The sequence below is a fragment of the Rhodanobacter sp. 7MK24 genome, assembly GCF_014842995.1.
Taxonomy (GTDB): Bacteria; Pseudomonadota; Gammaproteobacteria; order Xanthomonadales; family Rhodanobacteraceae; genus Rhodanobacter_A.
Genome location: NZ_JACYXL010000001.1, coordinates 846,566 through 861,060, shown reverse-complemented (window position 1 = coordinate 861,060; position 14,495 = coordinate 846,566). Strand labels below are relative to the sequence as shown.

Below are 14,495 nucleotides of genomic sequence, written 5' to 3'. Positions count from 1 at the left end.
CTTATTAAACGCGACGGAACGCCAGCGTGCCGTTGGTGCCCCCGAAGCCGAAGGAGTTGGAGATCGCCACGTCCAGCTTCGTTTCGCGTGCGGTGTGCGGCACGAAGTCTAGGTCGCAGCCTTCGCCCGGCTCGTCGAGGTTGATGGTCGGCGGCAGCACCTGGTCGCGCAGCGCCAGGATGGTGAAGATCGCCTCCACGCCGCCAGCGGCACCCAGCAGATGGCCGGTCGCCGACTTGGTCGAGCTCATCGCGAGCTTGTAGGCGTAATCGCCGAACACGCGCTTGGCAGCCAGCACTTCGCCCAGGTCGCCCAGCGGCGTCGAGGTGCCGTGCGCGTTGACGTACTGCACGTCAGTCGTATTGAGGCCCGCGTCCTTCAGCGCGGTATCCATGCTGCGTGCCGCGCCCTCGCCGCCCTCGCTGGGGGCGGTGATGTGGAACGCATCGCCGCTCATGCCGAAGCCCACGAGTTCTGCGTAGATCTTCGCGCCACGCGCCTTGGCATGCTCGTATTCCTCCAGCACCAGCACGCCGGCGCCGTCGGACAGCACGAAGCCGTCGCGATCCTTGTCCCACGGCCGGCTGGCCTTGGTCGGCTCGTCGTTGCGGGTAGACATGGCCTTGGCCGAACAGAAGCCCGCCATCGCCGTGCCGGTGGTGGCGAACTCGGCGCCGCCGGCGATCATCACGTCGGCATCGCCGTACTGGATCATGCGCGCGGCCAGGCCGATGTTGTGCGTGCCGGTGGTGCAGGCAGTGACGCAAGCGATGTTCGGACCCTTCAGGCCGTACATGATCGACAGATGCCCGGACACCATGTTGATGATCGACGAAGGCACGAAGAACGGCGATACGCGGCGCGGGCCTTTCTCGTGCAGCTCGATCGAGGTGTGTTCGATGGTGTGCAGGCCGCCGATGCCGGCCGCCACCGCCACGCCGATGCGCGGCGCGTTGGCCTCCGTCACTTCCAGTCCGGAATCCTTCAGGGCCTGCGTGCCCGCGGCGATGCCGTAGTGGATGAAGGGATCCATCTTCTTGATCTCTTTCGGCGCGATCCACTGCGCCGGATCGAAATCCTTCACCTGGCCGGCGATGCGCGTGGCATAAGTGGTCGCATCGAAATGGGTTACCGGGCCGATGCCGCTGGCACCCTTGAGGATGTTGTCCCAAGCCGTGGACAGGTCGTTGCCGACCGGCGAGATGATGCCCATGCCGGTCACTACCACGCGTCGCTTGCTCATGCTCTTTTCCTTCGTGTTGCGGGGAGCCGGCGCGTGGCCGGCACCCTTCGTTCGCGGATGCCCATGGCCATGGCGCACCATACGGGATCGGACGTTACGGATTACAGAAACGAAAACTGCGCCAGTCGGCGCAGCTTCCGGTACCGCTCGCGAAGCAATGGCGCATTGCGCCTGCCTGCGTCGCTTGATCAATCCTTGGAGTGGGCCTTGATGTAGTCCACGGCTTGCTGCACGGTGGTGATCTTCTCGGCGTCTTCGTCCGGAATTTCGGTCTCGAACTCTTCTTCCAGCGCCATCACCAGCTCGACGGTATCGAGCGAATCGGCGCCCAGATCGTCCACGAACGAAGCGTTCGCCGTGACTTCATCTTCCTTCACGCCCAGCTGCTCCACGACGATCTTCTTGACGCGCTCTTCGATGGTGCTCATTGCAAATCTCCCACGGGGAATGTGTTGTGCGCCGGCTTGCGGCCGGCAAAGACCGGCGGATTGTAGTGGCTAAACCGCAAGGCCGCCATGCACCTGCCAGTGTTGCTGTGCCAGCCTCGCGGCCGATGCGAAAACGCGATTGTCGCCGAAAACGCGACCCTGTGCGACAGGTTTGGCATGCGTTGCCGTATGGACTCGGCACCGTTTGAAACTGCTGCGCCAAGCGCTCAGGGCATGTACATGCCGCCGTTGACGTGCAGGGTTTCGCCAGTGATGTAGGCGGCAGCGGGCGATGCGAGGAAACCCACCGCCTTGGCAATGTCGCTGGCCTCGCCCAGTCGGCCCAGCGCGATCTGGTTCAGCAAGCCCTCTTTCGCGGACTCCGGCAGCGCACGCGTCATGTCGGTATCGATGAAGCCAGGCGCCACTACGTTCACGGTGATGCCGCGCGAACCGATCTCGCGCGCCAGCGACTTGGAGAACGCGATGATGCCTGCCTTGGCCGCCGCGTAATTGGACTGGCCGGGATTGCCGGTCAAGCCGATCACCGAGGCGATGGAGATGATGCGCCCCTTGCGCGCCTTCATCATGCCGCGCATCACCGCCTTGCTGGTGCGGAACACCGAGCTGAGGTTGGTGTCGAGGATGGCCTGCCAGTCCGCCTCGGGCATGCGCATCAGCAACTGGTCACGGGTGATGCCTGCGTTGTTGACCAGGATGCTCACCGCGCCGAACTCCTTGGCGATGCCGTCGATCAGCGACTCCACTGCGGCGGTGTCGGCCACATCCAGCACGCGGCCATGGCCGCCGAGCGCGGCCAGCCGCTCGCCGATGGCAGCCGCGCCACCTTCGCTGGTGGCCGTGCCGATCACGGTGGCGCCCATCGCCGCCAGCTCGTCCGCGATCGCCGCGCCGATGCCGCGGCTGGCGCCGGTGACCAGCGCGATTTCACCTTGCAGAATTGCACTCATGTCAGTTCTCGTGGGTTGTGTGATGCGACGGCCAGACCACGGCCTGCGCGACAATGACCGACTTGCCGTCGAAGGTTGCGGCAGGGGATCCGTACAGCGTATAGCCCAGCGCCAATGCTTCGCTCACCCTCCGGCAGAACGCGGAGTCGTCCGGGCCGGTAAGCAATCGGTATGCAGGCAGCCCCTCGGGTGGCGATGATTTCACGCGTACGACTCCGGATCAGGGGTTCTGCCACTCGCCTTGCGTCTGGGCAAGTTCGGCAGGCATACCGATGGCGCGCGCTTCCAGCGATTTGTCGATGCGCTTGACCAGGCCGGCCAGCACCTTGCCCGGGCCGCACTCGGCGATGCGCGTGGCGCCGCCGGCGGCCAGCGCCTGCACGCATTCGGTCCAGCGCACCGGCAGGTAGAGCTGGCGCTGCAACGCACCGCGGATGTCTTCGATGCTGTCGTAACGCTTCGCCTCGGCGTTCTGCACCACCGGAATCGCCGGCAAATGCCACGACAGCGCAGCCATGCGCTCGCCCAGCCTGTCGGCGGCATCGCGCATCAGCATGCAGTGCGAAGGCACCGACACGGAGAGCTTCACCGCCTTCTTCACGCCCAGCTCGGCGAGCCTGGCCAGCGCGCGATCCACCGCCTCGGCGTTGCCCGCGATCACCAGCTGGCCCGGCGAGTTGTAGTTGGCCGGCGCCACCACCTGGCCTTGCGCAACCTCGTCGCACACCTGCGCGATCTGCGCGTCGTCGCCACCGAGGATGGCCGCCATCGCGCCGGTGCCCGCCGGCACCGCCGCCTGCATCAGGCGACCGCGTTCAGCCACCAGCGCTGCCGCGTCGTGCAGCGACAGGACATTCGCGCAGACCAGCGCGCTGTACTCGCCGAGGCTGTGGCCGGACAACTGCGCAGGCTGCGCGCCACCGAGCTTCTGCCACACGCGCCACACCGCCACGCTTGCGGCGAGCAGCGCGGGCTGCGTGTTTTCGGTGCGGTTGAGCTGGTCCTCCGGCCCCTGCTGGCTGAGCTCCCACAGATCCACGCCCGCGCCCTGCGAAGCCTCGTCGAAGCTCGCCTTCACCTCGCCATGCGCGGCGGCCAGTTCGGCCAGCATGCCGACCGATTGCGAACCCTGGCCGGGGAAGACGAAGGCGAGATGGGAATGGGTGGCAGTCATGCAGGTTTCTCCAACGGAAAAGCTCAAGGCCTCCGCTCCGGGTCCGCACCCACATTGCTGGAGATGGGGAAACTCGGGCTGGAGGCTTCGGACGAATCGCGAGTCGATCAGTAGCGCAGCAGCGCCGAAGCCCAGGTGAAGCCGCCGCCGAAAGCCTCCAGCAGCAGGTTCTGGCCGCGCTGCACCTTGCCCGAGCGCACCGCGTAATCCAGTGCCAGCGGCACCGAGCCGGACGAGGTGTTGGCGTGCTGGTCGACGGTGACGATCACGCGATCCATCGGCATTTCCAGCCGTTTCGCGGTGGCTTCGATGATGCGCAGGTTGGCCTGGTGCGGAATCAGCCAGTCGATGTCGGCCTCGTGCATCCCGGCCGCCTCCAGCGTCTCGCCGACCAGCGAATCCAGCGTCTTCACCGCGACCTTGAACACTTCGCGGCCGGCCATCTTGATGCGCACGCCATGGTTGGGTTCGTCCTTGAAGCCGACGGACACGCCGACCGGGTTCCACAGCAATTCCTTGTAGCCGCCATCGGCATGCATGCAGGTGGCGTAAACGCCGGGCTCGCTGGAGGCTTCGAGCACTACCGCGCCTGCGCCATCGCCAAACAGCACGCAGGTCTCGCGCTCGTTCCAGTCGATCATGCGGGTCAGCGTCTCGGCGCCGATCACCAGCACCTTCTTCGACTGGCCGCTCTTGATGAACTTGTCCGCGATGCCCAGCGCGTACATGAAGCCCGAGCAGGCGGCGTTGACGTCGAACGCCGCGCAACCATTGGCGCCGAGGCGCTGCTGCACGAGGCAGGCGGTAGACGGAAAGATGATGTCGGGCGTAGTGGTACCCACCACGATCAGGTCGATCTCGGCAGCCTTCACCCCGGCAGTTTCCAGCGCGCGTTGCGCAGCAAGGAAAGCGAGGTCGCCCGTGGTCTCGCCATCGGCGGCGATGTGGCGCTGACGGATGCCGGTACGGCTGCGGATCCATTCGTCGCTGGTGTCGACGATCTTCTCCAGATCGGCGTTGCTGACGGCGCGCTCGGGCAGTGCGCTGCCGGTAGCGATGATGCGGGAGTAGATCGAGGCCATTCCGTTTTCCGTGGGACGCAAACCGTGCATTGAACGCCCTGTGCGGTGCATGCGCAACCGTTCGGACATCGGGAATCCGGGCGACGTGAACCGCCCGGCATGCTCAAACGCGAAACGGCGCGTCGCCGCGCCGTTCCGTTCGATGCTTGCAGGCGGACTCCGCGAAGAGAGTCCGCAAGCGCGATCAGTCTTCGACCGACACGGCGCCCTTGGTCTCGATGACCTTCTTGCCGCGGTAGAAACCGTCGGCAGTGACGTGGTGGCGCAGGTGCACCTCGCCGCTGGTCGGGTCGGTGGACAGCTGCACGGTCTTCAGCTTGTCGTGTGCGCGACGCATGCCGCGGGTGGACGGGGTACGGCGGCTCTTGGCAACGGCCATGGTAGTTCTCCAACTGAACCTGTTTCGATGTTCACATGATCGGAGCTGCATGCCCCGACCGGTTTACTTCTTCAGCTCGCGCAACACCGCGAACGGATTGTTTTCTTGTAACTGCGCCTCGTCCTGCTCCAGCTCGCCAGGATCCACCAGCGCATCGGGCAGGCTGCTGTCCGGATTCACCGGCACCAGCGGCAAGGCCAGCAACAACTCGTCCTCAACCACGTCAGCCGGATGCAGGCGGCCGTCTTCGGCCACCAGCAACGGCTCGCAACCCGGCGGCAAACCCGCCTCGTCGCGCTCCTGCCGGATCAGGCCGAGCCGGCTGTCCACCGTCACCGGCAACAGGAACGGCTCAAGCGTACGCTGGCAGGTCATCGTCAGCGGCGCCTGCGCATGGACATCCACATAGTCCGTACCCAGCTCGTCACGGCCGAAATCCAGCCGGTAACGCACCTCGCCCTCGCTGCCGGCCAGTGCACCGCACAGGCGCTCCAGAGCAGCAACAGGCATCGATCCTTCGAACGAACGCCGCGCCGAAACCATGCGCCAAGCGTCCACAGACTCTGGCAATGTCACGGACATAATCGGCAAATGGTAAGTTCGCGGACGGCCGAAGTCAACCGACAATCAAGCGCTTGCGTCATCCGTTTTGCGTATTTTGCCTGATCCACCCCGCTTGCGGCAGACTGCACGCCCACCTCAATCATCTGTCCACGTGAACCTTTCCCTGTCGCTCGGCGTGCTCGCGCTGCTGATACTGGTCGTCGCGTCGATCTGGGCGCTCACCTCGCGTCGCTGGCAGAACCGGCGTGCCACCGACCTTCAGCAATTGCTCGATCTTGCCGACCGGCTGGAAACCGACCTGAAAAGCTGCCGCGCCGGCCTGCAGCAGGCACACGCGGTCATGGCGACCAATCCCGACCTGCCCGCCGCCAGCGAACAGGATGCTCGCCACGCGGTCGATGCCGGCTTGCAGGCGCTGCTGCGCCAGCGCATCTGGATCCGCGACCGCGCCGCACGCGCCAGTCAACAGGAGCTGGCCGAAACCGCCGCCGCCATGCGCGCCAGCCGCGACCGCCTGCAGCCGCTGCTACAGGCCCTGGACGCCGCCCAGCGCGACCTCGACAGCGCCATGCGCGAACACATCCATCGCGACGCCGAATGAGCGACACGCCGCCCCGCATCGTGCTTGCTTCCACCTCGCACTACCGCGCCGATTTGTTGCGCCGTTTGCTGCCTGATTTCGAACAGCGCGCACCCGGCACCGACGAAACGGCGCTGCCCGACGAAGCGCCAGGCACCCGCGCGGCACGGCTCGCCATCGCCAAGGCCATGGCAGCCGCGGACGATCTCGCCAATGCACTGGTGATCGGCTCCGACCAGGTCGCGGAGCTGGATGGCAAAACCCTGGGCAAGCCCGGCACCGCCGCCCATGCCTGCGCCCAGCTCACCGCCAGCTCCGGCCGCGTGGTGCATTTCCATACCGCGCTGTGCCTGCTCGACACGCGCGATGGCTGTCGTCAACTCCACGTCGATCACACCCGCGTGCATTTTCGCGCACTGGAAGCCCAGGAAATCGAACGCTACGTGGCGCGCGAGCAGCCGCTGGACTGCGCCGGCAGCTTCAAGTGCGAGGGACTGGGCATCAGCCTGTTCGAGCGTATCGACAGCGAAGATCCCACTGCGCTGATCGGCCTGCCCTTGATCGCACTGGCTGGGATGCTGCGTTCGGCCGGCGCGGCCATCCCATAGCGGTGACAGTTCACGCAAGCTGCCGCTACTCTGCACATGGACTTCAGGGGACAACATGAGCACGGAAACGACCTGGTATTACGCAGATCGCCATGGCCAGCAGCAGGGGCCGGTATCGCGGGAAGACTTCCTTCGTGTGATCGAACGCGAACGGCTGTCCCCCGACACACTGGTCTGGCGCGACGGACTGGCGCAATGGCAGCCGCTGTCTTCGCTGGCCGATGAACTGGGCCTGCCCACCGCGCCACCGCAACCGCCACCGACCATTCCGCCAGCGCCGCGTTTCAGCGCACCGGCTCCGTTCGCGGCGACGTCCGTGGACGTGGTCTACGCCGGCTTCGTCCGCCGTTGGGCAGCCTACCTGATAGACGGGTTGATTCTCGGCGCGATCACCTTCGTGCTGATCTTCGCGTTCGCGCTGGTGCTCGGCCTGTCGTTAGCCCTGGGGCAAGGCCACGAGCCCGATCCCGCCCATGCCGCCTTGATCCTGCTGATCTACCCAATCGTCTTCGGCGTGTCATTGCTGTACTACTCGCTGCAGGAAAGCTCCGTGCACCAAGCCACGCTGGGCAAGCGCGCGCTGGGCATCAAGGTCACCGACCTGGAAGGTCGGAGGATCAGCTGGAAGCACGCCGTCGGCCGCTGGTTCGCTGCGGCGCTGTCCCATCTCACGATGGATATCGGCTTCCTGATGGCCGCTTTCACCGAACGCAAGCAAGCCCTGCACGACATGGTGGCAAGCACGCTGGTGACGGACCGTTGGGCCTTCACCGACCACCCGGAGAGGCAAAACCGGCAGACGTCCGGCTGCCTCATCGTGCTGCTGATCGGCGTGCTCCTGATCGTGCCGGTGATCGCGATACTCGCGGCTATCGCGATTCCCGCTTACCAAAACTACCTGCAGCGCACGCAGGTCGTCACCGCCATCGCGCAGGCCGAACCGCTGGAAGCGCAAGTGGTTCAGGCATGGCAGACCAACGGGAAATGCCCGAGCAACGGCGAAGCGGGCATCCGCGACGCCGACAGCTATGCCAGCAAGCAACTGCAGTCGATCACGGTCGGCAGCATGAAGGCAGACGGCAGCTGTGCGCTGGAACTCACCCTGCACGCGCCGGGCCAGTCCATGCTCGACGGTAAACGCGTCTGGCTGACGATGGACAAAGGTAGCGGCATCGCCCCAACCTGGCGTTGCAGTTCCGAACTACCGGCCCGTACCTTGCCGATGAACTGCCGCGAGCCCCAACAGCAATGAACCTGCCCTTGCCTGCCACGCCACCCGCCGACGAACTACGCCAGCGCCTCGCCGCTGCCGAGGCGCAGCTCAACCGCGTCGTGCTGGGCAAGGCACGACAGGTAAAGCAGGCACTGGCCTGCCTGATCGCCGGTGGTCACCTGCTGCTGGAAGACGTGCCCGGCGTGGGCAAGACCACGCTGGCGCACGCCTTGGCGGCGAGCTTCGCGCTGGAGTTCCAGCGCGTGCAGTTCACCAGCGACCTGCTCCCCTCCGACATCCTCGGCGTCAGCGTGTACGAACGCGAGACCGGCCAGTTCCGCTTCCATCCCGGGCCGATCTTCGGCGGCCTGCTGCTGGCCGACGAGATCAACCGCGCCACGCCCAAGACGCAGAGCGCGCTGCTGGAGGCGATGGCCGAGGGCCAGGTCACCGTGGACGGCCAGACGCACGCCCTGCCGCACCCGTTCTTCGTGGTGGCCACGCAAAATCCGCTGGATCTGGCCGGCACCTTTCCGCTGCCCGATTCGCAACTCGACCGCTTCATGCTGCGGCTGTCGCTGGGTTACCCCGATTCCGCGGCAGAACGCGAACTGCTCACCGGCGTCGATCGTCACGACCTGTTGAGCACGTTGACGCCTGCGCTGGACGGCACCGCCCTGCTTGCACTGCGCAGGCAGGCACAGGCCATCACCACCAGTCCCGCCCTGCTCGACTATCTGCAAGCCTTGCTCGCCGCGAGCCGCCGCCATGCCGACATCCGCACCGGCCTGTCGCCGCGCGCCGGCCTGTCCCTGCTCGCTGCCGCACGTGCGTGGGCACTGCTGCATCGCCGAGCCTACGTGTTGCCGGAGGACCTGCAGGCGTTGTTCGTGCCATTGGCCGCGCATCGGTTGGTGGCTGCACGCGGCGCCAGCGGCGAGGCGCTCGCGCGCCAGCTCCTCGCCGAGGTAGCGGTGGATTGATGGCACCCGTCCGCGGCTCCCTGGCGTCCCGCGCCGGGTCGGCTTGCCCGCATCCCGGTGGCGTCATTCGGGCATGGAGGGATGTCCACTCCCCGCTCCCCGGAGCCGGGCTTCTCCCTGAACTCTCGCCGCGTGCCCCCGTTCCTGCGTGGCCCGCGTGCGTACCGCTCCCACCGATGGGCACCCGGAGACCATGAACGGGCTCCTGCGCAAGCTCGCGCAACACGCCGAACGCCGCCTGCCCGCGCTCACCCGCCTGCGCCAACCCGAGCCGTTGCCGATCGAACTGGACCGGCGGCGCATCTACATCGTGCCCAGCGCGTTCGGCATTGCCTTCAGCGTGCTGTTGATGGTGATGCTGGTAGGGGCGCTGAACTATGCGAACAATGCCGCGTTACTGCTGACCTGCATGCTCGGCGCGGCCTGTGCGTCCAGCATGCTGCTGGCTTTCCGCGCACTGGACGGCCTGCGCTTGCGCGACATCCGCGCAGGTCACGCCACCGCCGGCGAGCCGCTGGAACTGACCCTGTCCTTTTTCGCATCGCGCCTGCGCGAAGCCGTGCGACTGGACTGCGCGGACGAAACGCACGCCTTCCCCGTGGACGGCGTCACCGAATTGAAGGTGTACCTGCCCACCGTTTGGCGCGGCTGGCAGGAACTGCCGCGGTTACGCATCTGGAGCACCTGGCCGCTGGGACTGTTCCGCGCATGGAGCTGGTTGCATCCGCAGCAATCTGTCCTGGTGTGGCCGCGGCCGGAAGTGGGCGGCCCGCCGCCCTTCCTGCCCGCCGACGCGCAAGAACGGCTCCGCCCGCAACCGGGTGAGGAATTGGCCGCGCTTCGCGACTACCGTCGCGGCGACGCGCCGCGCCACATCGCCTGGAAGGCCAGCGCCCGCCATCACGACCTGCTGGTGAAAGACTTCGACCGCCCTGAGCCGCGTGAAACCTGGCTGTTGGACTGGGATGCCCTGCGCTCGTTCGACAGCGAGACACGCATCGCCCGCCTGGCCCGCTGGCTGGGTGAGGCAGAGGCTCAGGGCCGCCGCTATAGCCTGAAATTGCCGAGCGGGTCCATCACCGCCGGCTGCGGGCCAACGCATTACGCGCGCTGCATGAGTGCGCTGGCGTTGTTGCCATGAACGCAGCCACTGCCGCGCCGCTGGGCGAACGCGGCTTCGACCTCGCCGCACTCTCCGTCGTCGCGGTGATCGCACTGCATGCGCCTCATCTGCCCTGGTGGTTGACCGCCCCCTTGCTGCTGGTCCTTGGCCTGCGCTGGTGGCAACGTCGCAGCCAGCACGCGCGCACTTCCACATGGCTGAAGCTGCCGCTGCTGGCATTGCTGGTGCTGGCGGTCGTAGGCCGCTACGGCAATGTGTTCGGTCAAGGGCCAGGCACCATGCTGGCCATCGGCCTGCTGGTGATGAAGCTGCTGGAAACCGAAACCGTGCGCGATGCCCGCGTGGGCATGAGCTTCGCCTGTTTCACCTTGATGGCCGCGCTGCTCTCCGACCACAGCCTCGTCGCCACCATCGCTGTGGCGCTGGGCCTGCTGCCGCCACTGGCCGCGTTGCGCTCACTGGAGCCGGGACGGCGTGTACCCGCCCCACTGTGGCGTGAACTGCTGCCCGGCATGGGCCTGCTGGCGGTTGCGCTCCCGCTGGCAATGCTGGCTTTCCTGCTCGTACCGCGCCTCAGTTCGCCGCTATGGGGGGCGCCGAACAGCGCTGAACAGCGCAGCGGCCTCGCCGACAACATGACGCCATCCGGCTTCACCCAACTGCTGGTCGACAACAGTCCCGCGCTGCGCGTGAGCTTCGAAGGCCCACCGCCACCGCCGGACCAACGCTACTTCCGCGCCTACGTGATGGACCAATACGACGGCGTCAGCTGGGCATATCGCGACGCGGCCGACGAACCGCCGGCGGCCCTTGAGGCCGCACACGGCATCCGTTACCGCATCAACCTGGAGCCGACCCGGCAACGCGTGCTGCCAACGTTGGATGTGCCGCTGTCCGCCCCGCCCGACGCCAGCCTGCGCCGCGATCGTGTGGTGGTTGCCGACAAGCCGGTGGACAAGCTGCTCGACTACACATTGACCTCCGCCACTGCCTACCGGCTGGAACCACAACCAGGCGGCGACCAGGCACGCTGGCTGGAACTGCCCGATGGCTTCAACCCGCGCACGCTGGCGCTGGGCCAGTCATGGCGCAAGCAATATGGCAGCGACGATGCCGCCATCGTGCAGGCCGCCCTGGCGTTGTTCCACGACGGCGGCTTCCGCTACACGCTGGCGCCCGCGCCGCTGGGCCGCGATGCGATGGACGATTTCCTGTTCGACACGCACGAGGGCTTCTGCGAGCACTACTCATCCGCCTTCACCGTGCTGATGCGCGCCGCCGGCATCCCCGCCCGTGTGGTCACCGGCTACCAGGGTGGCTACTGGAACGCGATGGGCAGCTACCTGCTGGTGCGCAATTCCGATGCGCATGCGTGGAGCGAGGTGTGGCTGACAGGCCGCGGCTGGGTGCGCGTGGATCCCACCGCCGCCGTGCGTCCGCAACGCATCGATTTCGGTGCCGCCGCCGCGGCTCCTGGCGGCCAGCTGCCCTGGTACCAAAGCGGCTGGCTGCAATCGATGCGCAATCGCTGGGACATCGTCAACCGTTGGTGGAACCTGGGCGTTAATGGCTTCGACGCGCTGCGGCAGCGCAGCCTGCTCAAGCCATTCGGCGTCAGCGAGACGGAGACGTCCACACTCGTCGGATTGCTCGCCGCATCCTGCGTGCTGGCCATGCTGATCGGACTGGCATGGGTATGGCGGCGGCGCGAACCGGAAGACGCCGTACGCGCGGCTTTGCGCGGCTTGGAACACAAGCTGGCGCGGATGGGCGTGGTGCGAGCGAGAGGCGAAGGGCCGCGCGATTTCCTGCAACGCGCCGCCCGCGTGCTGCCGACGCAACGCGAGAGGCTGATCAAACTGATGCACCACTACCTCGAACTGCGCTATGCCCATAACGAAGCGGCCGCTGAATCCCTCCGGGCACTGCAACGCGCCGTGCGGGATTTTCCTGTCAGCCGCGTGGTCAAATAAGCGTTAACCGGGTAGCACCACTATCACGTGATGGAGAAACCGCCATGTCTTCCCTGTATCGCCCTCTCGCACTAGTCGCAGGCATCGCCCTGCTCGGCGGCTGCGCGACCATGCCGCAACCGCTGCAAGGCAACTACGCCAACGTCACCAGCACCTCCGTGCAGCAGGGCAGCGCCGGCGGCACCCGTGTACGCTGGGGCGGCGAGATCATCAAGACCGAACCGGGAGCGCAGGAAACCTGTTTCTACATTCTGGCTCGCCCGCTGGACGAACAGGCCCGCCCTGAGCTGGGCAACGCAAGCGAAGGCCAGGGCCGCTTCGTCGCCTGCCACAGCGGCTTCTACGATCCCGAAGTATTCACCCGCGGCCGCGAGATGACCGTGACCGGCACCATCAACGGCACGGTGTCGAAGAAGGTGGGTGAATACAGCTATCCCTATCCGCGCGTGGAAGCGGACGTGGTGTACCTGTGGCCGAAGCGCCAGGCCTACGTGGGCGCGCCCTACCCGCCTGGTTTCTACGATCCGTACTGGGGCCCGTGGGGTCCGTGGGGTTACGGCCCGTACTGGGGCTGGGGTGGTCCGCGCGTGATCGTGGTGCGTCCGGCGCCGCCGCCCAGGTAATCTGCACGCACACGAAAAAGCCGGCCCATGTGGCCGGCTTTTTCGTGTGCGTCGATGCCAGCAACAGTCAACCCGGCGGCCATTTCAAATGACGCCCTGCCAGCAAATGGACGTGCAGGTGGTACACCGTCTGACCGCCGTATTCGCGACAGTTGCTCACCGCGCGATAACCCTGCTCGGCGAAACCCTCGCGTCGCGCGTATTCGGCAATGGCCAACAACAGGCGGCCCAGCAATGCAGCGTCCTCCGGCTTCGCGTCGTCCAGCGTGGGAATGGCCTTCTTCGGGATGAAAAGCACATGGACCGGCGCCTGCGGGTTCAAGTCACGGAACGCCAGCACTTCGTCGTCTTCGTAGACGATGTCCGCCGGAATTTCACGCCGGATGATCTTGTCGAAAATGGTGTCGGCCATGTCGTCGCCCTGATTGAAGAGTGCGGCCAGGGATGGCCGCCCATTTGATTTTCGCGATCATGGATGATCGCAATACTTGAAGCCTGCGGCCACGGACGACCCGCCTGCTTGATCCCCGCGATCAGTGATGATCGCAAGGCTCAGAGCTGTTGGCGACCACCAAACGCATGCGCCAAAGTGCCACGATCCACGTATTCCAGTTCGCCGCCCAGCGGCACACCGTGCGCCAGCCGCGTTGGCCGCACGCCTCCGGCGTGCGCCAGTTGCGCCAGATAATGCGCGGTGGCCTCGCCTTCCACAGTGGGATTGGTGGCGATGATGAGTTCCTCCACCTCGCCTTCGCCGAGGCGTTGCGCGAGTTGCGCCAAGCCCAGTTCCTCCGGCCCCAGGCCGTCCAGCGGCGAAAGCCGGCCATGCAGCACGAAGTAGTGCCCGCGATAACCGGTGGCCTGCTCGATGGCCGCGAGATCGACCGGCGACTCCACCACGCACAGCAAATGACGGTCGCGACTGCTGCTAGCGCAGAGCGCGCACAGCGGCCCCTCGCTGAAGTTGCGGCAACGCGCGCAGTGCCCGATGCGCTGCATCGCCTCGCGCAACGCATCGGCCAGCTTCAGCCCGCGCTCGCGGTCGCGCTCCAGCAGATGAAAGGCCATCCGCTGCGCACTCTTGCCGCCCACGCCGGGCAGGCAGCGCAGCGCCTCGATCAGGTCGGTGAGCAGCTTGCTCATGAGCCTTCGCTACGAAGCGGTCGTTGTTGAAAAGTCCGGCCAGGGATGGCCGGGGTTTTGCCGAGGGATCGGCATCTCAAAATGGCATCTTGAAGCCCGGTGGCAGGTTCATGCCGGCGGTGACATTGCCCATCTTGTCGCGGCCGGCCTGGGCCACTTTGTTCACTGCGTCGTTGATCGCGGCGGCGACCAGGTCCTCGGCCATTTCCGGGTCGTCGGCAAAGGTCTGGCGGTCGATCACCACCTTGCGCACCTCGTGCGCGCCGCTCATCGTCACGCTCACCAGGCCGCCGCCGGCGCTGCCGGTGACTTCCAGCTTGGCGATCTCTTCCTGCGCGCGCTTCATGTCTTCCTGCATGCGCTGGGCCTGCTGCATCAGCTGGCCGATCTGACCTCTCATCGCACTAC

The 14,495-nt window shown here is 66.3% G+C and carries 18 protein-coding genes; 7 read left to right on the top strand and 11 right to left on the bottom strand.

Annotated features, from left to right (window positions below):
- Positions 1 to 4: 4 nt before the first annotated feature.
- The 8 genes from fabF to IHE49_RS03950 form a co-directional block, all read right to left on the bottom strand.
- On the bottom strand, positions 5 to 1,243 hold the full coding sequence (gene fabF / locus IHE49_RS03985) for a beta-ketoacyl-ACP synthase II (protein WP_192155075.1): 1,239 nt from the start codon (positions 1,241 to 1,243) through the stop codon (positions 5 to 7).
- 188 nt (positions 1,244 to 1,431) lie between these two features.
- Positions 1,432 to 1,671 carry an acyl carrier protein gene (gene acpP / locus IHE49_RS03980; RefSeq protein WP_007513179.1) on the bottom strand — a complete coding sequence of 80 codons (240 nt, stop codon included), beginning with the start codon at positions 1,669 to 1,671 and terminating at the stop codon, positions 1,432 to 1,434.
- A 227-nt stretch (positions 1,672 to 1,898) separates the two neighbouring features.
- Positions 1,899 to 2,642 (bottom strand): 3-oxoacyl-ACP reductase FabG, encoded by a 744-nt coding sequence (fabG, locus tag IHE49_RS03975; RefSeq protein WP_192155073.1) that lies wholly within the window; start codon positions 2,640 to 2,642, stop codon positions 1,899 to 1,901.
- A gap of 1 nt (position 2,643) precedes the next feature.
- Entirely contained in the window at positions 2,644 to 2,847 is a 204-nt protein-coding gene (locus IHE49_RS03970; RefSeq protein ID WP_192106960.1) for a DUF1737 domain-containing protein, read from the bottom strand.
- Between the two features lie 15 nt (positions 2,848 to 2,862).
- Positions 2,863 to 3,816: an ACP S-malonyltransferase gene (gene fabD / locus IHE49_RS03965; RefSeq protein WP_192155071.1), complete on the bottom strand. Its 954-nt coding sequence runs from the start codon at positions 3,814 to 3,816 to the stop codon at positions 2,863 to 2,865.
- A gap of 107 nt (positions 3,817 to 3,923) precedes the next feature.
- On the bottom strand, positions 3,924 to 4,898 hold the full coding sequence (locus tag IHE49_RS03960) for a beta-ketoacyl-ACP synthase III (protein ID WP_192155069.1): 975 nt from the start codon (positions 4,896 to 4,898) through the stop codon (positions 3,924 to 3,926).
- 184 nt (positions 4,899 to 5,082) lie between these two features.
- Positions 5,083 to 5,277 carry a 50S ribosomal protein L32 gene (rpmF, locus tag IHE49_RS03955; protein WP_192106966.1) on the bottom strand — a complete coding sequence of 65 codons (195 nt, stop codon included), beginning with the start codon at positions 5,275 to 5,277 and terminating at the stop codon, positions 5,083 to 5,085.
- Between the two features lie 63 nt (positions 5,278 to 5,340).
- Positions 5,341 to 5,859 (bottom strand): YceD family protein, encoded by a 519-nt coding sequence (locus tag IHE49_RS03950; protein ID WP_192155452.1) that lies wholly within the window; start codon positions 5,857 to 5,859, stop codon positions 5,341 to 5,343.
- A 133-nt stretch (positions 5,860 to 5,992) separates the two neighbouring features.
- Here IHE49_RS03950 and IHE49_RS03945 point away from each other — a divergent pair, with 133 nt between their 5' ends.
- From IHE49_RS03945 to IHE49_RS03915, 7 genes are all read left to right on the top strand, one after another.
- Positions 5,993 to 6,442: a hypothetical protein gene (locus IHE49_RS03945; protein WP_192155067.1), complete on the top strand. Its 450-nt coding sequence runs from the start codon at positions 5,993 to 5,995 to the stop codon at positions 6,440 to 6,442.
- Complete coding sequence (locus IHE49_RS03940) at positions 6,439 to 7,029, top strand: Maf family nucleotide pyrophosphatase (RefSeq protein WP_192155065.1); 591 nt, start codon at positions 6,439 to 6,441, stop codon at positions 7,027 to 7,029. Before IHE49_RS03945 ends, IHE49_RS03940 begins: the two co-directional genes overlap by 4 nt.
- A gap of 55 nt (positions 7,030 to 7,084) precedes the next feature.
- Positions 7,085 to 8,281 carry an RDD family protein gene (locus IHE49_RS03935; protein ID WP_192155063.1) on the top strand — a complete coding sequence of 399 codons (1,197 nt, stop codon included), beginning with the start codon at positions 7,085 to 7,087 and terminating at the stop codon, positions 8,279 to 8,281.
- The gene (locus tag IHE49_RS03930; protein ID WP_192155061.1) at positions 8,278 to 9,225 is read left to right on the top strand and encodes an AAA family ATPase; all 948 of its coding nucleotides are present in this window, start codon (positions 8,278 to 8,280) and stop codon (positions 9,223 to 9,225) included. Before IHE49_RS03935 ends, IHE49_RS03930 begins: the two co-directional genes overlap by 4 nt.
- Positions 9,226 to 9,418: 193 nt before the next feature.
- Complete coding sequence (locus tag IHE49_RS03925) at positions 9,419 to 10,366, top strand: DUF58 domain-containing protein (protein ID WP_192155058.1); 948 nt, start codon at positions 9,419 to 9,421, stop codon at positions 10,364 to 10,366.
- Positions 10,363 to 12,321, top strand: a complete 1,959-nt coding sequence (locus IHE49_RS03920; protein ID WP_192155056.1) for a DUF3488 and transglutaminase-like domain-containing protein — start codon at positions 10,363 to 10,365, stop codon at positions 12,319 to 12,321. The genes IHE49_RS03925 and IHE49_RS03920 overlap by 4 nt, the downstream gene beginning before the upstream one ends.
- A 44-nt stretch (positions 12,322 to 12,365) precedes the next feature.
- Positions 12,366 to 12,944 (top strand): Slp family lipoprotein, encoded by a 579-nt coding sequence (locus IHE49_RS03915; protein WP_192155054.1) that lies wholly within the window; start codon positions 12,366 to 12,368, stop codon positions 12,942 to 12,944.
- A gap of 67 nt (positions 12,945 to 13,011) precedes the next feature.
- Here IHE49_RS03915 and IHE49_RS03910 read toward each other — a convergent pair whose 3' ends face one another.
- The 3 genes from IHE49_RS03910 to IHE49_RS03900 form a co-directional block, all read right to left on the bottom strand.
- Positions 13,012 to 13,356, bottom strand: a complete 345-nt coding sequence (locus tag IHE49_RS03910; RefSeq protein WP_192155052.1) for a histidine triad nucleotide-binding protein — start codon at positions 13,354 to 13,356, stop codon at positions 13,012 to 13,014.
- 140 nt (positions 13,357 to 13,496) lie between these two features.
- A complete protein-coding gene (gene recR, locus IHE49_RS03905) occupies positions 13,497 to 14,087 on the bottom strand; it encodes a recombination mediator RecR (protein WP_192155050.1) in 591 nt (196 codons plus the stop codon).
- 76 nt (positions 14,088 to 14,163) lie between these two features.
- Positions 14,164 to 14,487: a YbaB/EbfC family nucleoid-associated protein gene (locus IHE49_RS03900; RefSeq protein WP_192155048.1), complete on the bottom strand. Its 324-nt coding sequence runs from the start codon at positions 14,485 to 14,487 to the stop codon at positions 14,164 to 14,166.
- Between the last annotated feature and the right edge of the window lie 8 nt (positions 14,488 to 14,495).